General features: G+C 62.0%; 23 protein-coding genes and 1 pseudogene. 10 read left to right on the forward strand and 14 right to left on the reverse strand.

All coding sequences use genetic code 11. The features are described from left to right. Positions 1–337: 337 nt before the first annotated feature. From ABH924_RS08475 to ABH924_RS08485, 3 genes are read right to left on the reverse strand one after another with little or no spacing between them, the layout of a single operon-like run. Complete coding sequence (locus tag ABH924_RS08475) at positions 338–1,783, reverse strand: hypothetical protein (protein WP_404498031.1); 1,446 nt, start codon at positions 1,781–1,783, stop codon at positions 338–340. Next, entirely contained in the window at positions 1,780–2,115 is a 336-nt protein-coding gene (locus tag ABH924_RS08480) for a helix-turn-helix domain-containing protein (RefSeq protein ID WP_404498032.1), read from the reverse strand. Before ABH924_RS08480 ends, ABH924_RS08475 begins: the two co-directional genes overlap by 4 nt. Beyond that, positions 2,116–3,228: a tyrosine-type recombinase/integrase gene (locus tag ABH924_RS08485; protein WP_404498033.1), complete on the reverse strand. Its 1,113-nt coding sequence runs from the start codon at positions 3,226–3,228 to the stop codon at positions 2,116–2,118. Between the two features lie 404 nt (positions 3,229–3,632). Here ABH924_RS08485 and ABH924_RS08490 point away from each other — a divergent pair, with 404 nt between their 5' ends. Then, the gene (locus ABH924_RS08490) at positions 3,633–4,025 is read left to right on the forward strand and encodes a transposase (protein ID WP_404498117.1); all 393 of its coding nucleotides are present in this window, start codon (positions 3,633–3,635) and stop codon (positions 4,023–4,025) included. Continuing rightward, on the forward strand, positions 3,971–4,582 hold the full coding sequence (locus ABH924_RS08495) for a hypothetical protein (RefSeq protein WP_404498118.1): 612 nt from the start codon (positions 3,971–3,973) through the stop codon (positions 4,580–4,582). The genes ABH924_RS08490 and ABH924_RS08495 overlap by 55 nt, the downstream gene beginning before the upstream one ends. A 377-nt stretch (positions 4,583–4,959) precedes the next feature. On the opposite strand, the gene ABH924_RS08500 is transcribed toward ABH924_RS08495, so the two are convergent. Then, complete coding sequence (locus ABH924_RS08500; protein ID WP_404498034.1) at positions 4,960–6,225, reverse strand: MFS transporter; 1,266 nt, start codon at positions 6,223–6,225, stop codon at positions 4,960–4,962. A 119-nt stretch (positions 6,226–6,344) separates the two neighbouring features. After that, on the reverse strand, positions 6,345–7,040 hold the full coding sequence (locus tag ABH924_RS08505) for a GntR family transcriptional regulator (protein WP_404498035.1): 696 nt from the start codon (positions 7,038–7,040) through the stop codon (positions 6,345–6,347). Between the two features lie 437 nt (positions 7,041–7,477). Between ABH924_RS08505 and ABH924_RS08510 the strand changes: the two genes are divergently transcribed. The 8 genes and pseudogenes from ABH924_RS08510 to ABH924_RS08545 all read left to right on the forward strand — a co-directional run bounded on the left by ABH924_RS08510 (position 7,478) and on the right by ABH924_RS08545 (position 14,054). Beyond that, positions 7,478–8,296 (forward strand): SDR family NAD(P)-dependent oxidoreductase, encoded by an 819-nt coding sequence (locus tag ABH924_RS08510; protein WP_404498036.1) that lies wholly within the window; start codon positions 7,478–7,480, stop codon positions 8,294–8,296. Next, positions 8,284–8,445 (forward strand): hypothetical protein, encoded by a 162-nt coding sequence (locus ABH924_RS08515; RefSeq protein WP_404498037.1) that lies wholly within the window; start codon positions 8,284–8,286, stop codon positions 8,443–8,445. The genes ABH924_RS08510 and ABH924_RS08515 overlap by 13 nt, the downstream gene beginning before the upstream one ends. Continuing rightward, positions 8,442–9,212: an SDR family NAD(P)-dependent oxidoreductase gene (locus tag ABH924_RS08520; protein WP_404498038.1), complete on the forward strand. Its 771-nt coding sequence runs from the start codon at positions 8,442–8,444 to the stop codon at positions 9,210–9,212. The genes ABH924_RS08515 and ABH924_RS08520 overlap by 4 nt, the downstream gene beginning before the upstream one ends. 46 nt (positions 9,213–9,258) lie before the next feature. After that, a complete protein-coding gene (locus ABH924_RS08525; RefSeq protein WP_404498039.1) occupies positions 9,259–10,137 on the forward strand; it encodes a VOC family protein in 879 nt (292 codons plus the stop codon). 1 nt (position 10,138) lies between these two features. Next, entirely contained in the window at positions 10,139–11,002 is an 864-nt protein-coding gene (locus tag ABH924_RS08530) for a fumarylacetoacetate hydrolase family protein (RefSeq protein ID WP_404498040.1), read from the forward strand. Positions 11,003–11,022: 20 nt separating this feature from the next. Beyond that, positions 11,023–12,741, forward strand: a complete 1,719-nt coding sequence (locus tag ABH924_RS08535) for an FAD-dependent monooxygenase (RefSeq protein WP_404498041.1) — start codon at positions 11,023–11,025, stop codon at positions 12,739–12,741. An 18-nt stretch (positions 12,742–12,759) separates the two neighbouring features. Continuing rightward, positions 12,760–13,152: pseudogene (locus ABH924_RS08540) on the forward strand (nuclear transport factor 2 family protein); the annotation flags it as partial. A 203-nt stretch (positions 13,153–13,355) separates the two neighbouring features. After that, a complete protein-coding gene (locus tag ABH924_RS08545) occupies positions 13,356–14,054 on the forward strand; it encodes an IclR family transcriptional regulator (RefSeq protein WP_404498042.1) in 699 nt (232 codons plus the stop codon). Between the two features lie 645 nt (positions 14,055–14,699). On the opposite strand, the gene ABH924_RS08550 is transcribed toward ABH924_RS08545, so the two are convergent. The 9 genes from ABH924_RS08550 to ABH924_RS08590 form a co-directional block, all read right to left on the reverse strand. Further along, a complete protein-coding gene (locus tag ABH924_RS08550) occupies positions 14,700–15,119 on the reverse strand; it encodes a nuclear transport factor 2 family protein (protein WP_404498043.1) in 420 nt (139 codons plus the stop codon). Between the two features lie 234 nt (positions 15,120–15,353). Continuing rightward, entirely contained in the window at positions 15,354–16,151 is a 798-nt protein-coding gene (locus ABH924_RS08555; RefSeq protein ID WP_404498044.1) for an SDR family NAD(P)-dependent oxidoreductase, read from the reverse strand. Positions 16,152–16,211: 60 nt separating this feature from the next. Beyond that, positions 16,212–16,958, reverse strand: a complete 747-nt coding sequence (locus ABH924_RS08560) for an SDR family NAD(P)-dependent oxidoreductase (RefSeq protein WP_404498045.1) — start codon at positions 16,956–16,958, stop codon at positions 16,212–16,214. Between the two features lie 1,132 nt (positions 16,959–18,090). After that, a complete protein-coding gene (locus ABH924_RS08565) occupies positions 18,091–18,816 on the reverse strand; it encodes a GntR family transcriptional regulator (RefSeq protein ID WP_404498046.1) in 726 nt (241 codons plus the stop codon). Between the two features lie 104 nt (positions 18,817–18,920). Next, complete coding sequence (locus ABH924_RS08570; RefSeq protein ID WP_404498047.1) at positions 18,921–19,112, reverse strand: SDR family oxidoreductase; 192 nt, start codon at positions 19,110–19,112, stop codon at positions 18,921–18,923. Between the two features lie 167 nt (positions 19,113–19,279). Next, positions 19,280–19,699 (reverse strand): SDR family NAD(P)-dependent oxidoreductase, encoded by a 420-nt coding sequence (locus tag ABH924_RS08575; protein ID WP_404498048.1) that lies wholly within the window; start codon positions 19,697–19,699, stop codon positions 19,280–19,282. 131 nt (positions 19,700–19,830) lie between these two features. Next, on the reverse strand, positions 19,831–20,067 hold the full coding sequence (locus ABH924_RS08580) for a nuclear transport factor 2 family protein (RefSeq protein ID WP_404498049.1): 237 nt from the start codon (positions 20,065–20,067) through the stop codon (positions 19,831–19,833). 43 nt (positions 20,068–20,110) lie between these two features. Beyond that, positions 20,111–20,791: an ABC transporter ATP-binding protein gene (locus ABH924_RS08585; protein ID WP_404498050.1), complete on the reverse strand. Its 681-nt coding sequence runs from the start codon at positions 20,789–20,791 to the stop codon at positions 20,111–20,113. A 64-nt stretch (positions 20,792–20,855) separates the two neighbouring features. Next, positions 20,856–22,580 carry an ATP-binding cassette domain-containing protein gene (locus ABH924_RS08590; protein WP_404498051.1) on the reverse strand — a complete coding sequence of 575 codons (1,725 nt, stop codon included), beginning with the start codon at positions 22,578–22,580 and terminating at the stop codon, positions 20,856–20,858. Position 22,581: the final 1 nt, after the last annotated feature.

Raw genomic sequence — 22,581 nt, forward strand, 5'->3', positions numbered from 1 at the left:
GCTGGCAGATCCTATTGGGAACGTCGTATTCTTCGCTCGCGGTAGGTTGATGGGCGGTACGCTTCGAAGCGGACTTCGTCTCCGGAACCTTGTTGTCCGCCAGCGGAACTGTCGCTCCCCGCGTTCGGTGCCGCCGTCGGCGGTCGCGCTGCCTGTTGGCGCAGCGCGTCGTGCAGAACCGCTGAGAGGCGCGAGACGGATCAAATTCTTCAAGACATTCGGCGCAAACCTTTCCACTCATGCCGGTTCATCAACGCAGAGCACAACCGCGACATGACTCCCCGTGAGTCAGCCCTCACGTCTACTGGCGGAGGGGTCGCATTCTGATGGGTCGAGTTCAGCGTTGCGCGATGTAGGCGTTCCAGTTCCGGGAGGAGAGTGCGGCCCAGCGGACGGCGGTGGTCGTGGAGATGCCGAGCAGTTCTGCCAGGATGGGCGTCGGGATTTCGCCGGCGAGTTGGAACAGGGCTGCTTTGCGGGAGTTGTAGGGTTTGATGCCGTGGTCAACGAGTTGTCCGCGGATGTTTTCGGTGGCCAGGTGGTTGCCCGGGATCCCGCCGGGAAAGAGCCAGCGGCTGTTCCGGCTGGCGTAGGAGGCCTGGCCGCGCCGGTTCATGTGCTCGATGATGATCCGGTCGAGGGGTTCGGGCATAAGGATCGGCGTGCGCTCGAACGTGACGGTGACCTGCCCGTCGTCGGTGAGGGTGACTTGGTCCGCGTGCATGCGGCAGATCGTGGTCAGGGGCTGGGCGAACAGGAGCATGAACAGTCCGCCGATGCGGGTGTAATGGCGCATCGTTTGGTCGTGGAGCAGGGTCTGGACGTGGCCCCATCGTTCTTCCTCGCTCATCGTGACGGAGGAAAAGCGCCGGGGCTGTTTGGGGATGCGCAGGCTGGTGTTGATGCCGCTGGTGCGGACCCAGCCGATGAAGGCATGCTGTGATGTTTCGCTGCCTGGGTGGGTGATCAGGTAGCGTTCCAGATCGGCCTGGCCCATGCCGGCGAGGGTGGTGTCGTGGCGGGTCAGCCAGGCCAGGAATCGGGCCGCACCTTTGATCTGCGCACGGCCTTGCAGGACCATGGATTTGGTGAGTGCATCGTGCGCGGCCTTTTGCCGCAGGTGGCGCAGGACACGCCAGTGGGCGAACCGCCGGACGATGTCCGCGTCGGCTTTCGGGATGGTGTCCAGCAGGTCCTCGAGCCAGGGCAGCATCCGCTCGATCCTGGCCTCGTAGTGGGGGAGGACCCCGAGCGCGGTGAGGAAGTCTCGCAGGTAGTTGGTGGTCTTGTTCGAGGGCAGCTGCTGGAATGTTTTGTGGCTGATCTGCAGTTCGCCGGTCGCCATCCGGTGCAGGATCCGGGGTCCTTCGGAGCGGCGGAACCAGTAGAGCGTGGTCTGCGGGCGGTCCGCGGTCATGAGCGCGTTGAACACCGGCTGCAGTTGCTGGTGGATCTGGGCGGTGTCCGGGTCGGTGAGCAGCTCGGTGGCACGTTCGGTGAGTGTGCAGGGGCCGCAGTTGCGCCCGTAGCAGTTGTCTTCCCGGCCGCAGCGCCGGCAGGAGTAGGTGGGTTTTTCCCCGGCGCAGCCGGCGCAGATCTGCCTGTTCTGCCGGTCGTGGAACGCGAGCACGCGGTGCTGCCGGCAGCCCGGGCACGGCCCGGGGTTGCGTTGCAGTCGGGTGCGGGAGCCCTGGCAGATGTTTTTGCCCTGCACGGTAATGGCCGCGGGCCGGTTGATGCCGCACCGCGAACACGGGGCGGGCGTCCGTGCGGGGCCGGTCACTGTGGTTCGTGGGGCCTGCGGATCGTCGCCCGGATCGGTCGGAGTTCACCGATGCCCGGGCCGGACTCGCCGGCGACGTGGCGCAGCTCGCGGACTTCCTCGATGCGGAACTCGAGCAGGTCGGCGGCGGTGCATCCGAGGATGTCGCAGAGCGCGGCGAGCAACTCGATGTTGACCCGTTGCGGGGGCTTGGTCACCAGGCGATGGACGTATTGCCTGCTCAGGTGGACGTCCCGTTCTTCCAGCAGCGGGATCAGGTCGCTGGTCTGGAACAGGCCCTTGGCGGCCATGAGCTGGCGCAGGTTCCAGTGCATGCTCAGTTTCCGTGCCATCTACGGCTCCTTTGTCGGCGTCGGGGTGTAAACGCGTTTCAATGCGGCCTGGAGGGCCTTGTTTTTGAAATCGTTGCTGACCGAGGTGTAGATCGCGGTGGTCGAGGCGTAGGAATGGCCGACTTGTTCCTGGACGAAGCGTTCCGGGTAGCCGAACTCGATCAGATGCGTCACGTAGGAGTGCCGCAGGCAATGCAGTGTCAGCGCCTCGTCCAGGCCGGCCTCGGCACGGAGCCGGTTGAACCGTTTGTCCAGGTGCTTGGCCGAGACCCGGCTCAGCCGCTCGCTCACCCAGAGCGCGGCATGGTTCCTCGGGCGCACGATCGGGCGGCCCTGCTCGACCCACTGCTTGAGACCCTCGATCGCCCAGTCGAACTCGGGGACGGCCAGCACCGTGCGTCGCTTCGGGGTCCCGCCCTTGGACGATTTGCCGTGGCGGACGTGGATGGACCCGTAGGTTCCCCAGTGCGGCATGTGCGGATTAGGCCGCAGGTCGGCAACATCGAGCTGACACAACTCGTTCCGGCGCAACCCGAACGCGTAGGTCGTTTTGATCATCTGCGCATCCCGCAACGCGGCCAACGCGCCCTTGCGGCCCGAGCGTGCCACCTGCTCCACCCGGGTGTCCAGGAAATCGAACAGGTGCTGCAGCTCGTCGTAGGTGAACGGACGCCGTTCCGGCCGGCCCTCGTAATCATGCAGATGCGCGACGGTATTGAAGTCATGACATACCTGGGAGGGGATCAGCTCGAACCGGTCCGCGCATGCCTGGATCCACCCGTAGCGCCCGTCGATCAGATAGTCACAAAACAGCCGCAAAGTGAAGTGGTAGCCGCGAATCGTCGAGGGCGCCAAACGGGCGCCGCCGGACATCAGCGAGACCGTGAAATCCTCGAGATCGCCGGCGGTCCACTCCCACGGATAAGAGCCGGAAAACTCCGTGAACCGCCGCAGCAACGCCATCCGCGGAGCAATCGTCGTATCTGCCAGCAAGCGGGACTTCTGCTGCCGCTCCCACCCGATCAGCATCGCCTCGAACACGGCCAGTTCCTCGTCCAGGTGCGCGATTCCGTCCACCAGGACCAACCGCGCCGATCCCGGAGCCTCGGCCACTCCTACCCCCAATGATGTATACGTAAATCTTACGATGTCACCTTTAAGTTACCATGGCCGAGGAAGGCCAATCACCGCGCGGGTCCCGTACCAGGACATAAGAGAATAGACCCCAGGCCCCGGTGCTGGGCTGTCACTTTTCCGTCTATAGGCGTGAGTCATACCTTGGATGCCAGAGGTGTAAACAAATGGGGAAGTTCCTTGCGCGGGCCGAGGGGTGAGAATTGTTGTGCCGCTTGGCTACGTCTCGTTACATTGGTGCGGGTGAGCCCGCAGAGGTGTATGACGCGGGGTCCGTGGGTGTGCCGGATTGTTGCCGAAAGAGCACGCGGGTCTGTTTCCTGATCAGAGGATCCTCCAAGCGGCGGCCGAGATTGGCCTGTTTGGAAGGATTGGTGATTGTGATGGACGTGATGTTCGAGCGCGTCGCCGGGTTGGACATCGGCAAGAAGTCGGTGACCGTGTGTGTGCGGACGCCCGGGCCGGGCGGTGGCCGTCATGGCGAGACGCGGACGTTCCGGACCATGACGCGGTCGCTTGAGCTGATGCGGGACTGGCTGGTCGGTCAGAGCGTGACTCTGGCGGCAATGGAGTCGACCAGCACCTACTGGAAGCGCTTCTGCGCACTGGAAGACAGGATGGAGTGCTGGCTGCTTAACGCCGCGCACATGAAGGCCGTCCCGGGCCGCAAGACCGACCTGTCAAAGACACTGAGTGGATCGCACAACTGCCGGAGCATGGCCTGCTCCGGCTCTCGTTCGTTCCGCCTCCACCGATTCGCCGTCTGCGCCTGCTGACGCGTTACCGGGTGCAGCTGATGGGAGATCGGACCAGGGGCTCGGGCCGGTTAGAGAAGATGCTTGAAGATGCCAGCATCAAGGTCTCTTCGGTCTCGTCGATCGCATCGTCGGTGACCACTGTCTCGGTGCGTGCGATGCTTGCGGCGTTGATCGCCGGAGAGGCTGACCGTTCAAGGCACGGAAGCAAGTGGATCACCTCGGCGCTCGTGGAGGCGGCCGCGTCGGCGGCTCGCAGCAAGAACACCTACCTCTCGGCGCAACAGGCCCGGATCGCCTCCCGCCGCGGCGCCAAACGTGCCCAGATTGGGGCCGCCCACTCAATCCTCGTCAGCGCCTACTACATGCTCACACGCGACGAGCCTTACTATGATCTCGGACCGGAGTGGAGCCGCGGCACGAGCAGGCCCAGACCCGACGTCTGGCCGCCCAGCTCGAACGTCTTGGCCACACCGTCGTCATCGAGCCAGCCGCCTGATTTCCAGACCCGCCTATTCTTGGAGCGACACCTCCTGTGGGTCACCTATGCCCTGCTCGGGCTATTCACGGGTCTGTGAGAATTTGCGGAATGGCGGGCCATCTAACGACGAGAGCGCTGCGTCGCTTTGTGGGAAGGTCAGAGCAAGCAACTGCTGTCGAGCGCCGGGCCTGTACGTTCGACGCGGTGAACGGCTGTTCTCATGGCTTAGGTCCCCAGCTTGTTTCTTTCGTCCTCGGCAGGTGCATTTCGACGGCTCTTCACTGATATGCTCTTCATTCACATCGATCAAAACCCTCTTGACTGCACTTTGCATCCCTATAACCATCGGCCCGAATGAAGTCGAGACAACGCCACCACCGCGATCCTCTCGGAGTCGGATTCACCCGCTCTCCTCGACATGCCGAACGCGCTGGGCCGATACAAGTTCTCGCGGCTCGTGATAGCCAGCGCACATCATCCATCGGCCTCGGAATCGATAGATCTGGGATGGGGCCCGGTCTGGTTAGGAGGCAGCTCTCGAAAGCGGATCGCTCGCAGGGCTTCACGATGGCGATGGCCTCGGGTACTCGCGATGCACACCAGTAAGGCGACCATGGTTACGACGGCGTATGCCGCGGTGATATTGAACAGGCCAACAGTTCGGGACAACTGTCCCGCGATAAGCCCCGGCACCGCCGCGGCGACGTATGACGTCGCATAGACGACCGCGAGGAGGCCGGCCCGTTCGGGGGGAAGCGTGCGGGAGAGAAGGGCACGCATGGCGCCAGCTCCCGCGAAACCCTGGCTCAGACCTCCGAGCAAGCCAGCGACGATGAACGTCGCGGCGTTCCCAGCAGCGACTGAGAACACGAGACCGACTACGGCGATTGACACCCCTGCCAGCCCCCATCGTTGGGCCGTCACCGGGGAAACTCGACTCGCCAGCGAACCGCCGAGCGCGGCTGGCGCGAGGTACGAGGCGAAGACCATCGCTGCAACTCCAGCATTTGCGGAGTGCAGATATTCGACCGCCACGGACGAGCCGAATGCCTGGTAGTACCCACCGATCGCCCATGTCCCAGAGAACGCCGCACTGGCAGGGATGAGTAGCGGATATGTGGCACGAGGTACACCGAGGCGTGGGCGCAACGATGATAGAACACCTGGCTTGGGCGCCACCGACTCACGCGTCACGAGGAGCAACCCGATGAAGGTCAAAAGTACCGCGCCCGCGGCGATGAAGACCGTCACCCGTGGCGCGGGAGCGGCATCGATGAGAAGCGCTGACGCCATGGCCCCGACTGAGAGCCCCAGCGGCGCGCCCGCGCCCGTGAGTGTCGAAGCGAGCCAGCGTGGGTAAATCGGAGCGGTGTCGACCGCGAAGGCGGTGATTGCGCTTGATGCCATTCCGGCGGCCAGGCCTTGAAGCCCGCGCCCGGTCAGCAGGGTCCCCGCATCCTGGACCGAAGTGAAGAGGAAGCACCCGGCGACGGCGAGCATGAGTGAAAGCACCGCGACGGGCTTCCTTCCGAGGTGGTCCGAGAGTCGGCCTAGCACCAGCAATGCGAAAACTGCGCATCCGAAGTAGGCCACCGCGGCGAGCGAGAAGGCATCATCTGTGACTCCATTCTGCTCGCGGTATCGCGCATAGAGCGGTATCGGGGCGGCGCCGGTGGCGAAGACGACGATGAATGAAAGGGCCGCGGTCGCGAAGGTGCGGCGGTCCGCAGTTTTGGTCATACCAGCCGGCCCCCTGCTCGAGGGATCAGCCATACGTTTTTCCTTCTACAGCCGTGGGACCTCGACGCGTCGACCGATCTCGGACGGAGGCTGTCAACTTGGCGTTTATTCAGATGGCTTCAGGTCAAGCCCGACGGTCTCGTGCAAGCAGTTGACTCTCTGAGGAGCCCGCTCTGGAGCACTACCTCTACGGTGCGCTCATAGTGACGCCTCAGCAGCTCGCCGGCCTGTTCCGCATCGCGACTGAGCGCGGCATCAAGAAGATCGACATGCTCCCGCTCCACATCTCGCGACACTGCGGCCTGGGAAGGCGCGGCCCAGCGTCGATAGAGTTCGGTCGCGTCGGCCAGTTGGCGCGACAGGTTGAGCAGCAGAGGCACCCCACAGGCCTCAATGAGAGCCCGATGGAACGCACGATGCGCCTCGGCCCAAGCTTCGTCGACGCGGTTCGGATCGGTGGCCGACCGGCGTGGCGTCCGAGCGAGAAGGTGGTGCGCTCCGATGAGAGTTGTCTCCCAGCCCAAGTCGGCTCGCTCAAACGCCAACTCAAGGGCTAGCGCCTCGGACCTGCACCGCACCTCGGTAAGGTCGCGGAGCTGGTCCAACGAGAGGTGGGGAAGGAAGAACCCGCGGTTGGGTTCGATGGTGATGATGCCCTCGCCGGAGAGCCGCGTAAGGGCCTCGCGCACGACAGTCGTGCTCGTACTGTACGCGGGGGCGAGGACGGCCGGCTGCAACCTGCCGCCCGGAGTCCACGCGCCCGAGAGAATGTCGCGACGAATCTGCTCACGGACTATCGTTCCGGCCTTTCCCATGGCAATAATATATCATCCTATTCTATTAGTACATAAAGTTTCAGAAAGCCTTTATGATGTGAAAATATTTTCTCCGTTGACAAGTGCATTGAATTATCCATAGTCTGGAGCTGCGAGCGTTGACTCGGACGCCACAGCTCTTGGTGCGGCCTACTGGAAGGGACAGAGTGGTTCTGAATCTCAGAGTGATTAGTGCCGCAGGCAGCCAAGGCCGCCGATTGCCCCTGACTGGCGTAGTCGGGGACAAATGGCGGGGGGCCGCCCCCTTCACCTTGCATGAGGGTCGGCCCCGCCGAGCCGTTCTCGGCCGCGGCTCGATGCGGACGTCGAGTCGGTGAGGCGGGCAGTGGAGGCCATGCATGCGCAACGACGGCATTCTCGGTCGGGATCTAGACTGAGCCCGCACTCGCCACCTTCGAACAACGGAAAGTCGACAGATGAAGAACGATCTAAAAGGCAAGATCTGTCTCGTCACTGGGGCAGCGAGCGGTCAAGGCGCTGCCGAAGCGCGAGTTCTGACAACTCTGGGCGCCATCGTCCATCTCGCAGACTTGTCGGACGTTCCCGGCCAGGAGCTGGCGGCCGCACTCGCGCGTGAAGGCGGCACGACGACCTTCCACCACTTAGACGTCGCCGAGGAGCCGGACTGGCTGAAGGTCGTGGCTTCGATCCGCGCCCAGGACGGCCACCTCGACGTTCTCGTCAACAACGCAGGAGTGGCACACCGCAAGCCCTTGCTCAAGACTGAGCTCGCGGACTGGCGACGTGTGCTCGACATCAATCTCACCGGGGCCTTCTTTGGCATCAGGCGCTGCGCGCCTTTGATGCGGACCACCGAGCAGAGTCGCCGCAGTACGGCATCCATCGTCAATATCGGCTCGCTCGCTACGCTTGAGGGCCACTTGGCCGGCCCCTACACGCGGAGCAAATGGGGGTGTTCGAGGCCTTACGAAGCTCGCCGCGATGGAACTCGCGGGGTGGGGAATCCGCGTGAACTCGGTGCACCCGGCCTCGTCGACACCCCGATGGTCTCCCGCGGCCCTCACCGTGAGGCGATGATGTCGCTTACGCCGCTGGGTCGCGCGGCGGCACCGGAGGAGATCGCTGCGGTGGTCGCATTCCTGGCATCCGATGCCGCATCGTTCGCGACAGGCATTGACCTCCCGGTGGACGGCGGATACACGTCGGGAACTGCTTCCCGGCTCGTTGGAATGCGCAACGGATACCTTGAGGAGCTAGGCGCATGGCAATCCTGACGGTCGCGATCGGAATGGCAGATCAGTTGCGCAGACCCAATGTGCTCGATCGAGGCCGCGTAATTGTGAATGCGGCGCTCGCGCAGTTGGAATCATGGGATGTCGCACAAGAGAGCTACTTGGATACTGGAAAGGAGGCCGGATTATGAGCGAAAAGTCGTTTGCCGGAGCGAGTACTGTCGTCACGGGGGCTGCCAGGGGCATGGGAGCAACCTTCGCGGAGGGGCTTGCGCGTCGAGGCGCCCGAGTGGTCGCGGCTGACATCAACCTAGACGCCCTCCAGGAGACTGTCGCCGGCATCAACTCGCGGGAAGATGTGGTCGCGGCCGGCGGCAGCGCAGTCGCTCGGCGAGCTGACGTCACACGACCCGAGGACCACTTGGAGCTTGCGCGAGAGGCACAGAACCTGGGCGAGGTGCGCTGGTGGATCAACAATGCAGGGATCTTTCCTGTCGGCGAGGTCCTCGACATCTCTCGTGCGCAGATGGAGACGACGTTCGCCGTGAACGTCAACGGCACCCTCTTTGGGTGCCAAGCCGCTGCCGGCGTAATGAAGCCGGGAGGTTCCATAGTCAACTTGGCGTCCCTCGCGGCGATGAAGGTCCGTGCAGGTCGTGCGGCCTACTCGGCTTCCAAGGCTGCCGTCGATCACCTCACCCGCTCGATCGCCTACGAGTTCGGACCGCTGGGCATCCGAGTCAATGCCGTCGCTCCGGGTTTCATCGACACGGAGATGATCCAGTGGCTCAAGGAGGATTCCGCTGCCTTCGAGGCGGCCGTAGGACGTCTTCCGATCAGTCGTGTTGGCACTCGCATCGACGTCATGAACGCCGTCTTCTTCCTGCTGTCTGACGAGTCTTCGTACGTCACGGGGCACACGCTCCTGGTCGACGGCGGATCTCGATTGCTCTCGTGACACTTCGACTACCTCATCCAATCGCTTTACATTACGGAGGAAATACATGTCATCTGGCGTGATTATTGCCATGGGAACGGTCGCCATTCGGACCACCGATCTCGAGGCGTCGGTGCGTGACGCGACAGACCTGCTCGGTCTTCGCGTGAACGAGCGTCTTCCCGATCGCGTCTACCTGTCTGCGGCAGGTGTCCATCACGAACTCGTGTACATCCAGAGTGACGCCAACGCGGTCGATGCCTTTGGCCTCGTGGCGCGCGACGATGAGGCGCTCGCGGAGATTCGGCGCAGGGTCGATGATGCTGGCTATCCCATCGTGAGCGACGTTCCCCTTGAGGCAGGCATCGACCGCGGGTTCGCATTCGAGGGGCCGGAGGGCTTCGTGTTCCAGATCTACCTGGGCATGGAGGAACGGAACTCGGATGGGCCCAATTACGGTCCGGATCGCTATGGCCACATCAACATCCACCCGCGAGATGTAGACGGTATGAAGCGCTTCCTGCAGGAGGTGCTCGACTTCATGATCTCTGACATCATCGGGGACGACTTCGCGTACTTCCTGCGCTGCAACCCTGACCACCATGGAATTGCGCTCATCGCCGGCCACGGAACGCTTCACCATCACGCATGGCAGACGCAGAGCATCGCAGACTTGGGGAAGCTGGGCGACCGGATGTTCGCCCAGGGGCGCAGACTGATCTGGGGACCGGTGCGTCATGGTGCCGGGCACAACATTGCCGCGTACTTCGTCGAGCCGGCGGGCAGCGTCATCGAGCTGTACACCGACTTGGAGCAGATCTACGACGACTTGCGCCCGCCGATCTTGTGGTCGAAGGACGACCGTCGTTGGTTGAACAAGTGGGGTGTCTACAACGGCGAGGATTTCCGGTCGCACGGTCTGGCGCCGGCTAGGAGAGAGAACTGACATGACGAATTACGCACGCTATGCATCGTTCCGTACACCTGGCGGGGTGGACACCTGGGGTGTCGAGCTCGCCGGACGCCTTCATGACCTCGGCCCATCGGGTGCAGGCGTTGCGGGCGATCTCCGAGCGGCCATCGTGGCGAACGCCCTCGAGACATTCGATCCGACCTCGGTGCACGATGAGGGGTACGACCCGGTCGATGTGACCTTCCTGCCCGTGATCCCTAACCCGGGAAAGATCATCTGCATCGGCGTCAACTACCACGATCACGCAGCGGAGGCCGGGCGGACGCTCCCCGCTGCTCCGACGGTCTTCGTTCGGTTCGCAGATTCCCAGATGGGCCATCTGCAACCCGCCGCGCGCCCAAGCTCAACGGAGCAGTTCGACTATGAGGGTGAGCTCGCGCTGGTCATTTCGACGGACGCGCACCACGTCTCGGCTGCTGACGCTTGGGACGTTGTAGCCGGCTATGCTCCGTACAACGACTTCAGCGTGCGCGACTGGCAGCGGGCAACGACGCAGTGGACTCCGGGAAAAAACTTTCCGCAGACCGGTGCCTTCGGACCGTACTTCGTGGAGAAGGAACGTATCAGCGATATCGACGCTGTGCGGCTCACGACTCGAGTCAACGGCGAAGTGCGCCAGGACGCGTTGCTGAGCGATCTGGTCTTCTCGATCCCTCGCATCATCGAGTACGTGACTGGCTTCACAGTACTCCGAGCTGGAGATGTCATCGTTACGGGGACGCCTGGCGGTGTGGGACTGTTCATGTCGCCCTCAGGGCTGCTTTTCGAGGGCGACGTGGTCGAGGTCGAGATCACCGGCATTGGCACACTCCGGAACACTGTTGTGAGGGGCGCGTGACGGTGAGCGTTAGGGACTCTATGGACGAAGTCGACGTTCTCGTCATCGGAATGGGACCCGCTGGCGCGACGCTTGCGCTCGCCCTTGCGAGAGACGGGATTAGTGTGCGCTCTGTGACACGCTACGGCTGGCTGTCTAACACCCCGCGGGCCCACATCACCAATCAGAGGGCGGTAGAGGTGTTTCGCGACTTGGGAATTGACGAGCGACTCGCCGCAATCGCGTCTCCCTGGGAGTTGATGGGCGACACGCTCTTCACCACGAGCTTCGCAGGGCCAGAGATCGCCCGCATCCGTGCGTGGGGGACGGGTGATGACCAGCACGGGGCCTACGTGCGTGCGAGTCCCGCGCCGATGCTCGACATCCCGCAACCCGAGCTTGAGGCGGTCATCGTCCGAGCGGCGGCAGAGCGTGGAGCGCAGTTGGACTTCCACACGGAGTACCTGTCGCACCTCCAGGACGACGACGGCGTGACGACGATGTTCCGCGATCGGCGGACAGGACGCGAGTACACCGTCCGATCCAAGTTCCTGGTCGGTGCGGACGGCGCTCGCTCCAAGGTCGCTGAGGACGCAAGACTCCCCATCGAGGGAACAATGGGTCGCGCAGCAACTGTGTACGCGCAATTCTCGGCGGACCTGAGCCGGTACGTGGCGCACCGTCCAAGCATCCTCTATTGGATCTGGGCTCCGGGTACCTCCCACGGGGAGATCGGAATGGGTCTCCTTCGTGCTGTACACCCCTGGGACCAGTGGATCGCGGGGTGGGGCTACGACCCGTCAGTCGAGCCAGACCTCTCGCCCGAGGCTGTGCTCGCTCGGATCCGCACGTTCGTCGGCGACCCTGAATTGCAGGTTGAGCTGGGGCCGATATCGACCTGGCAGGTGAATGAGGCGTATGCCACCTCCTACGGCAACGGTCGCGTGTACTGCGCAGGGGACGCCGTCCACAGACACCCGCCGTCGGGAGGGCTGGGTTCGAACACAAGTGTGCAGGATGCATTCAATCTGGCATGGAAGCTCGCTTTCGTGATTCGGGGTTGGGCGGGCATCGACCTCCTGGAAACCTACACTGCAGAGCGAGCCCCGGTCGGCCGTGCGATTGTCGAGCGAGCCAATAGATCACGTGCCGAGTTCGGAGCCCTAGGAGATGCCGTCCGGGGCTACGGCTCGGGCGAAGCGCTGGTGGGCGAGATCTCTGCTCCGACCGAGAAGGGTGCTGGCATCAGGGACAGCATTAATCGCGCAATTGAGATGAAGCATTCAGAGTTCAACGCTCATGGCTTCGAGCTGAACCATGTCTACTCATCGAGCGCGGTGATCAATCCGATCTTGCCGGAAGGTGAGGAGCAGGACATCCTCATCGCGAGTCGCGCGCTTTCTCCGGGTCGCAAGCTCCCGCACGCGTGGCTAGTCGACGAAACCGGCCGACGCATATCGAGCCTAGATCTGGTCGGCAAAGGCAAGTTCACGTTGCTCACGGGACTTGCAGGCGTTTTTTGGGTCGAAGCCGCAGCCACGCTCAACATGGACGGTCTTCGAGTCATCGTCATCGGCGACCTGACGGGGCGCGATCTGTACGGCGAGTGGGGGCGCATTTCGAGCCTCGAAGAGCGACAGGCGGTTCTCGTCCGTCCCGACGGGTACGTCGCATGGGTGTCGGAACGCTACGATGACGCCGTGGCACTACTGCACGAGGCCGTCACGCGCGTGCTGAGCATTGAGGGAGGACAACCGTGAGCATCGCGCAGCCGTGCGAGTATCGAGGACCTCTACGCAACACAGGCGCACGCCATTGACGGAAGCGACGCCGACGGGTGGGCGGCGAGTTTCACCGCGGACGGTGTGTTCAACTCTCCGACATTTGACCTCGTCGCTCGCGGTCGCGAGGAACTGCGCGCGTTCGCACAGCTCTCGTATAGCCGTGCTCGAAGTGCCGGCGATCAGCTCCGTCACTGGACCACCTCACTCGCCATGACGAGCGAAGTTGGGGGCGTACAGGTCGACGCTTACCTACTCATCCTTGCCACCGACAAGTCCGGGAGGTCCCGAATTGACCGCAGTCTCACCGTTGTCGATCGTTTCGTTCAGACGGATTCGGGCTGGCTTATGAGTTCCCGGACGGTGACTCGAGATGCTGATCGGCTTTGATCGGTATCGTCAAAGCGATCGCACCTGACTGACGGGCGGCGTCGTCTCACCTTGGCTGCAGCGCGACAGCGGAGAGTCGCAAGAGGCTTTCGACTACCATCGGTCGACGTCGCTCGCTCGCGTGAACCTGAGGCTGTTGTCGACAAGCCCGCAGCACTGTTGGATTGTCAACCCACGCTTGGGTGGCTCGATAGGATGGCTTCGTGACCACAGAACAGACAGCGACTCCTTCGCGCACGGCAGGCTCGCAAACCCTGGCCAGGGGGCTGGAGGTCCTAAAAGCGATTGCCCATGCTGGCGACGGGCTTGCGATCAGCGACGTCGCTGAGCTTCTCGGAGTGCACCGCACCATTGCGTACCGCATACTCAATACCCTTGATGACGCGCGCCTGATCCACCGGGACGCCGACAACCGCTATCACGGCGCCGCAGGCTTGCTAGGGCTCTCGTCCGCTGCCCATGATGCCCTTCGGGCCGCAGCTCTTCCGGTTCTTCATGATGTTGCCAACGAGCTGGCATCCACCATGTCCCTCCTTGTCAGGGAGGGTGCGGACGCGGTGGCTCTGGCGGTGGTGGAGCCGCGAGGGCCTTCTTACCATGTCTCGTTCGCCCAGGGAAGCCGGCATCCCCTCAACCGCGGCGCCGCCGGACTTGCGATTCGGGCAAGCCGGCCGCCGTCCCCGATGGAGCCCGAAGATGTTCGGTCTGCCAGGATCAACGGCTTTGCCATTACTTTCGGCGAAGTCGAACCGAACATGTACGGCCTCGCCGCGCCGATCAAGGGCCCTGAGTCGGACGTCGCCGCTTGCATAAACCTCATCACTACCCGCAAGGAAGTCGCGGAGGGTGCCGTCAACGCCATCATCGCAGCGGCAGAGCGTATCTCCGGCCGGCTTGCCTGACGTGCCCCACCTGACTCAACATAGGATTAGTGGAAACCTGACGGGTCGATCGTTTCCTCCGTCTGAGCGAGCGGGATCCGGCCGGCGCCCGTTGAACTCTTCATTCCGGAAGGGTTGGTATGGTCATCGGCGAGATCCAGGATTAATTGGGCGCTGAGTTGGAGCTGAACTTCGCCGGAAATTTGCTCTATGGGCATGCTGACTTTACCGTTGGGGCTGACGTCGACACTTGTTCACAGCACATTCAGCACCCTCGGCCAGCTCGACATCATGCTAAAAGTGATGCCAGGCGCGACCTGAGATCGCTCGGCAATCGTCGATGTCACTCCGGAAACCTTCGATTCGGTCAAAGCGCTAAGTTGCTCGCAAGGCACGGGTGGCTACGTCGCCGAGACTTGGCAGCGCGCAGGTTTACAGGCCAGAAGTCCCCGTGGGCTATACCGTCGAAAAACACGTGGCCAAGCTGTTTAGCCAGAGACGCTGTTGTCGACCATCGCCGCGGCTTTTCTTCGGTCTGTGGCCTCTACGGCGCCTCGGCGAGGGTTTGCCGTGGCGTCCTCGGCGCAGCAGACGACAGCTTCCTTCATATGACGATTGCTCGCCCGCGCCTCTGAGCTATTCAGAGCGCGGGCGAGCGTCTGCAGCTCAATACCCGACGAACCAGTAGGGGTCGAGGCGCACTTCAGAGAACCTCCACCCCTCGGGTGTGCGACGGTACTCGTCGAAATACCGACCGACGAAACGTACGGGGTGTAAATCACCGTCGTGGGGCAGATGGTATACGGTGACATACCAGCTTCCCGATGCTGAGTCTCCTTGCACGTCGATGACGGGAGTGCTTACTGAGTGAATCGTAGCGGGCTGTGGCGAGGGTGCCACCAGCTGTCCAGCGATACCGACCTCAATTTCCTGGGGGCCGCGGAACACACCCCACGTGCCGAGGTTGCACAGGCCGTCCTCGGTGAATAGTCTGGCGAATCGATTGGCATCCGCGTTGTCGTAGTACAACGAATACTGCGATCTCAACTGCGAAATCGCCGCGATGTCGTTACCGTAGTCGTCCATCGATATCCCTTTCAGATTTCATTGCTATATCTCCTAAAATAGGTCCCACATCAATCCCCTCCTTCGGGTGCTGATTCCTGAAGCCTCGAGCGCTATCACTCTACTGATGGGCATGACGTGGGCGTCGGCTTCCATCTCCAGCGCTTTTGAACCGCTCTGATGGTTCGAAAAGAATGCGCCGTCCGGCTCCGGGATCCCATCGGCCGTGAGGGAACCACGCCGAGAGGCCCGGCACTACTTAGCGAGGTATCCGCCGTCGACCGTCAGAAGAGAACCCGTCACGAAGGCGGAGGCGTCCGAGGCGAGCCATAGCGCCGCGGCGGCGATCTCCTGCGGATCGCCAAGTCTGCCGAGCAGATGCGCGTCGGCAATTTCTTTGGCCGCCGCGTCCGGATCGGGCGCCTTGTCGGTGTAGTCCCGGACCATACGGGTATCGATGTATCCGGGAATGAGAACATTGGCTCGAATGCCATCTTTTGCATAGTCGAAGGCAAAGCTTCGCGTCATCGAGAGCACGCCACCTTTCGCTCCGATATACGAAACCGAGCCCGGGATAGCAACCTGCGCGTTGATGCTGGATACGTTCACGATCGATCCGCCGGTTTTCAGCATCAAAGGGAGCGTCTCGCGAGACATGGCGAACACTGACCACAGATTGAGCTTGAGCGTGCGTTCGAAGACGTCGTAGGGCGTTTCGTGCACGCGAGCGTAGTTCTTATTGAGATTTCCTACGCCAGCGTTGTTATACAACACGTCGACGCGCCCGTGCGTCTCCTCGGTCAACTCTACAACCGAGCGAACGCCCTCGACCGTTCCCATGTCGGCCCCGATGATCGTTACGGCATCGCCGTAAGTCTCCTTCACCGAAGCCAGCGCCTCGGTATCGATGTCACAGGTCACGACCTGCGCACCCGCCTCGATAAACATCCCGACGGCCGTGCGGCCTATCCCATTGCCACCGCCAGTGATAATGGCAATTTTTCCCTCCAGCATCGGCTTCCTGCCGGTAGCCACGTCACGATCGAATCCCATTTCTTACTCCTCCTTTTAGTGCCCGTATTTGCTGCGTCTGTAGCGGTGGTATTTGCTGCGTTAGAACATTGCGAGACCGCCGGTAACCGCCAGCACCGCTCCAGTGATGTTTTTGGATCGCTCAGAGGCCAGGAATGCCACAGCTTCTCCGATGTCTTCCGGCGTCTGCCCTCGACGAAGCGGGATCTGCTTTTCCTGGCGCGTCCACTGCTCGGGGTCGAGCGTGTCCCAGATCGGTGTCTTTACGATGCCTGGACAGATCGCGTTAACATTCACGTTGAACGGACCGAGCTCGAGGGCGAGCGTCTGCGTCATCATGATCACAGCAGCTTTCGTCGCGTTATAGATCAGGTATTCCTCTACCGCCTTGCGGCCTGAGAACGAGCTGATGTTCACGATCTTTCCGGACTGCTGCTCCTTGAAGTGTTTGGCGGCGGCCTGCGCCGCGAAGAAAGTGCCGCGTTGATTGATGCTATTGAGACGGTCCCAGTCAGAGACCGTTATTTCGTCGAACGGCATCTGTGCCGCGATGCCCGCGTTGTTCACCATGATGTCGAAACGCCCGTAGGCTTCAATGGCATTGTGGATGATCGGATTGGTGGCATTTGGGTCTGCCGCGTCGTGGGCGATCCCGGTCGCCCGGCCACCCTCAGCCGTGATCAGCGCTGCCGACTCAACTGCTCTCGCTTCGTCGATGTCGGTGACGACAACCGCGGCTCCGTGCCGGGCAAGCACTTGAGCGATACCACGTCCGATGCCTTGGCCGGCCCCGGTGACGATCGCCACTCTCTGGTCGATGTCTTCCATGTTGACTCCTTCGTCATACTTTGATTTCCGCGGTGCGACATATTCCTTTTGGGCGTCGGCGCACGAGCCGGAGACCGGTTTTGTGCAGCCGCGACTCGTATCGATGATGCAGACGCAGTGCGAGTGCCCGCCAAGCGATCTGCGGACATGAACCACTTGGACGTCGGTCGTCTCCGCGAAAGGGTCTCTAAGCCGGGCACTAAACTCACTATATACACGAGAGTGTGCAAATGTAAGCCCGAATTATCTGTTCGGGAGAAGAAGGGCCCGGACAAAACGGGTCGGATTCAGACCAATCCAGCTATGCGGCACTGTAACCGCAGGTCGCTCCAGCCGAGAGGCCCGTCATGGCGAGCCTTCTTGATTGCTGGGACGCCTGATCGCGGGCTCCGGGTCATCGCAATGAAGCATTCGTGGCCCGGTCGATAAGCTGACAGCAATTAGCCTAGGTGCAGCCGAATCGTCCGGTGTCAGACTCTTCGGGCACGACAGAGAGAGCGAAGAGGCTGATGGCCGATGATCCTCCTGCGTTGATTGCATTGACCAGATCATAGGTGGAGCTTGTGCACCAGGACGTTCTCCATGTCATCACGTGTGCCGCTATGCCCGTGGGTAACCAGCGAAACAGCCAACGACTTTCCCGTCGGCGCTTCGGCGTGCTGCTTCAAAGACCGGTAACGGGTGGCTGTGTGATGGACACAACGCGTTCCAGACCAGTAGGCGGGGGTCTTCATAGCCGGGTTCGGCGATGAAGACGGTGCGCCCTTCGGGCAGATCCAGTCGCCGGCGGCTTGCTAGGGCTCTCGTCCGCTGCCCATGATGCCCTTCGGGCCGCAGCTCTTCCGGTTCTTCATGATGTTGCCAACGATCCGGCATCCACTGTGTCCCTGCTCATCAGGGAATGGGGAGAGGCGGTGGCTCTGGCCGTGGTGGAGCCGCTTTCTGCGAAGTCGAACCGAACATGTACGGCCTCGCCGCGCCGATCAAGGGCCCTCGCTCCCGCTCGCTTGCAGGAGACGCCATCAGCTGGGCAATGAAGGCAGTTAGTGCGGTGATCTCTGCGGCGGTATGTGTCGTTTACGTTAACGATGCGCAAACGTGCCCAAAGGTCTGAGTACCTTCTCCCTGCCCGCTACGCAGGCAATTTGCGATCCGTCGAGGTGCTTAGCTTCTTCGCCCCGTCGTCTCGCACGATCCCGGATTCGAGCAGTACCTGAACGGTGCGCTCGTAGTGTGCACGCAGAAGTGCAGCGGCTTGCTGTGCGTCGCGTTCGAGAACTGCGTTGAGAATCTCAACATGCTCGCGCTCGACGTCACGAGCAGTTGCCGCCGTCGACGGCGCCGCCCAGCGTCGGTAGATCTCGGTGAAATCGGAGAGCTGCCGGGATAAATCAATGACCATGGGCACACCGCATGCTTCGAGTAACTTGGCATGAAATGCGCGGTGCGCGACCGCCCAGGCTTCAGACACGTGTTCCGGATCGCTCTCATTCCGGCGTGGGGTTCGGGAAAGGGTGTGATGGCTCGCGATAACGTTCGACTCCCACACGAGATCCCCCCGCTCGACGGCGAGCTCCACAGCGAAGGCCTCGATGCGGCACCTCAACTCGGTCAGGTCCGCGAGTTCATGGAAAGTGACCTGCTGCACGAAGAAGCCGCGGTTGGGCTCGACCGAGATCATGTTCTCTCCGGTCAGTCGAGTCAGGGCCTCGCGAATGACTGTGGTGCTTGTGTCGTACATCACTGCGAGGCTCGCTGGCTGAAGCTTCGTGCCTGGCCCCCATCTGCCGTTGAGTATGTCGAGGCGAATTTGGTCCCTGACGCGTTCCCCGCCCGTGCGGTGCGACTCCTTTTCCATGAGACAAATATACGATAGCCGCAGCTGCACCGTCGAGCATTGCTCGCCCCATCATGCATTCCCCCTGAGAGAATGCATGATTTCCCCCGGTGTTGCCTCATCGCCTATTTGGCGATACATCGGCCATCGACAGTGAGCGCCGAACCGGTCACGAAGGTAGACGCGTCGGAGGAAAGCCACAACGCGGCGGCTGCCACCTCTTGTGGCTGGCCAACGTGCCCAAGTAAAGGGAAGACAGCGAACTCTTTCTCCGCCGCGACGGGATCCGGGGCCTTGTTGGTGTAATCGGTCCCCATGCGAGTCTTGGTTTAGCCGGGGATGAGAACATTCGCGGATACAGTCGTGTCCGGAGTCAAGCGGGATACCGCGTGTCATCGAGAGGATGGCGCCCTTGGCTACGATGTACTACACCGACCCTGGGATCGCCACTTGGGAGTTGATGCTCGCGACGTTGATGATCGACCTACCGGTCTTGAGCATCAGGGGGAGAGCCTCGCGCGTCACGCGAAAACTGACCACAGGTTGATCCTCGGTGTTTCTCAAAGATCTCGTAGGGCGTCTCGTGCATCCGGAGCACCGAATCGTTCAACATCCCGACGCCAGCGTTGTAGAGAGTATCGATGCGCCCGAACGTCGATTTCGCGAGAGCGACAACTGCGCGGATGTCGTTGAGTTCCGCCACGTCCGCGCGGGACGTGACGACCGAGTCACTGTGCTCGGTGGCCACCTCCTGCAGCCCTGCGTCGTCGAGGTCGGACGTCACAACCTTGGCACCCACCATCACGAACATGTCAACTGCTGTGCGGCCGATGCCGTTGGCTCCGTCAGTGATCAATGCGAGCTTGCCCTCGAGGAGTCGGTTGCTGCCGGTCGCAGCTTCCATGCTGAATGCCGTGATCCTCCCTTCCGTGGGCACTTGAGCGCGCATCGATGCGCGAGAGGAGCGTGCGCTGGTTCAGTAGCCGACGGCCCAGTGGGCTTGGAGAAGTACGGACGACAAAAGCCATCGACCGTCTACATGCTGGTAATCGTCGAAGGATCGGCTGGCGACTTGAACGGGAGGGTTTGAAGAGTAGCGCGCGGCTGGCCCGGCGGCACCATCTGATCCAGCATGCCCTTGCGAATCTCACCGTTGCCTTCGAAACGTTCCCATTCTGCGAGATCGAGTACTGCTGTCGGCACGAACAAGGACACGAAGGCGTCGATTTCGCCTTCGTCGAAGGCCCACGCGTACCTCGACCTCAGGTACACCCGATGCGCAAAATCGTCACCAGAAGGTGCCCTACCCGGAAGTTCAGAAGAGTTCCCATAGCGACCCCCTCTGGGCGAGCGCGGCGGCCGGCTCGTGCGCGATGATCCGGCCGGCCTTCATCACGTAGGCGTCGTCGGCGATGGCGAGCGCCTTGGCTACAGCCTGCTCGATGATGAAAACGGAGAGTCCCTCGGTGTCGGCCAGATCCCGCAGATCCTGGAACAGCTGATCCACGATGTTTGGCGCCAGCCCGAGCGATGGCTCGTCCAGGAGTAGAAGCCGCGGAGACGACATAAGTGCTATCCCGAGGCTGAGCATGCGCCTCTGGCCACCTGACATCGTTCCCGCTAGCTGGTTTGCACGGTCAGCGAGAACCCGCCAGCGGTCGAAGATCCACTCGAGTTTGTCGCGCCTCACCGTAGCTCGCGATTCGGTAAGGCCGCCCAGGGAGAGATTCTCGGCCACCGTCAATCCGCCGAAAACAAAATCATCGGCAGGGACGTAGGCCATCCCTGCCTCGACGCGTTTGCGCGTCGACAGTTGGCTGACATCTTTCCCCTCGAGCAGGACGCTCCCGCTCTTTGCTCCAATGAGACCGAGCGCCGCGGTCATCGTGGTGGTCTTGCCGGCTCCGTTGTGGCCAAGCAGTGTCACGATGCTGGCGTTCTGCACCGTTATCGAGATGTCGAATACAACCGGACGATTCCTGTATCCGGCGCTCAAGTCGCGTAGTTCAAGTCGAGGTACCGATGTCTCGGGCTTTACGGCCAGGCTGCCAATCGTTGTGTCAGAGCTTGATGCTGCCAAAGTAGGCCTCCGCAAGTCGTGGGTCGTTCAGTAGGTCCTGTACGGTACCTTCTGCTGTGACCTTTCCGGTTTCCATGAAGTAGGCCCAGTCCGCCAGACGACTGATGGCCTCTATGCTGTGTTCGACGACGCAGATCGTCCGGCCAGTCGCCTTAACGCGTTCGATGAGGCGCAGCATTTCCTCGACAGCGCCGCCTTCAATTCCGGAAAGTGGCTCGTCCAGAAGGAAGACATGTGCCTTGGTTGCAAGGACACGCGCGAAGGCGACCTGCTTCTGCTGCGCGAACGAGAGCGAACCCGTGCGTACCCGCAACGAGGGGTCGATTCCAACGAATTCGAGCCACGAGCGGGCCTCTTCTCGGATCTCGCGGTCACGGCGTGCGACGGCCCGCGGAGTGAAGAACAGTGTTAGCGGGTTCTCACCTCGCGGGTTATGCCCCGCGAGCATGACGTTCTCGAGCGGTGTGAGGTCATGGAAGATGCGCAGATCCTGGAATGACCGCACCATTCCGAGTTGCGCGACCGCTTGAGGTGACAGATTGGTGATGTTCTGACCGTTGAGGAGGACCTGGCCAGAGTCGGGCCGGATCGCACCGGTGATCAGGTTGAACACGGTGCTCTTACCGGCACCATTGGCTCCGACGAGCGCGGTGATCTGCCCCTCTCTAAGCTTAAGGCTCAGCCCCTCGACCGCGACGACCCCGCCGAAGCTCTTGCTGAGGTCCTTGATCTCGAGAACTGCATCCTCGTCGCCGAGCCTGCCCGCGCCGCGGTCGATTCCTAGAAGCGAACTGATTACGCTACCAGCCCGTTCGACCCCGGATTTGTTGTTGCGGTAGCCGCGCATTCTTTCGGGCACGATGCCCTCGGGGCGGAATCGCACGATGATAACCAGAATGATTCCGAACACGATCGGACGGAGCAGCGCCGAATCGTCGGGTGACAGCTGGAACACTTGCTCTAGGAACGGGGCCACGCCGACGATGAGGAAAGCGCCCACGATCGAGCCAGGGATCGAAGACAGGCCGCCGACAATGACCATCGCAAAAATGAGCAGGGTCTGGTTGAGGGAGAAGAGTTGCACTGAGGCGACGCCGTTGTAGAGAACGAGTGCCGCACCGCTGAAGCTCGTGATGGCGCACATGAGAGCAAACGTGAAAAGGCGCTTGCCGAAGGGTGACTTGCCGAGCGAACGAATGCCCAGGTCGTCGTCTCGGGACGCACGCAGTACCCGCCCGAATGGCGACTCTGCGATGCGCCAGCAGATGAGCGAGATTACGAGAAGCGAGACGACGAGGAACGGGACGAAGTCCGACGGCTTGAAAAGCTGGATTCCGAACAGCGAGGCCAAGGGAAGGCCCACGAGGCCCTGGCCGCCTCCGAGCTGGGGCGACGACGTGATGATCGTCAGTAAAAGTATCGACAGCGACATCGTCATGAGCATCACATACTCGTTGGCGAGCCGGAGTATGGGTGCGCTGAGCACCACGCCGGCGACTGCACCCGCGGCGGTGGCGACCACCAGAGTGGCGCCCGTGCTCCACCCTGCGTACAGAGAGAGTGTTGCCGTCAGGTATCCGCCGAGGGCTCCGAAAGCCGACGAGGCGACCGAAAAGATGCCGCTGTAGCCGAGAAGGATGTTGAGCGATGCCGCGAACATCCCAAAGATCAGCGCCTGGTCGAGGTAGGCGAGCCAATACTCCATT

Source organism: Arthrobacter sp. GAS37, from assembly GCF_044908325.1.
Classification (GTDB): domain Bacteria; phylum Actinomycetota; class Actinomycetes; order Actinomycetales; family Micrococcaceae; genus Arthrobacter; species Arthrobacter ramosus.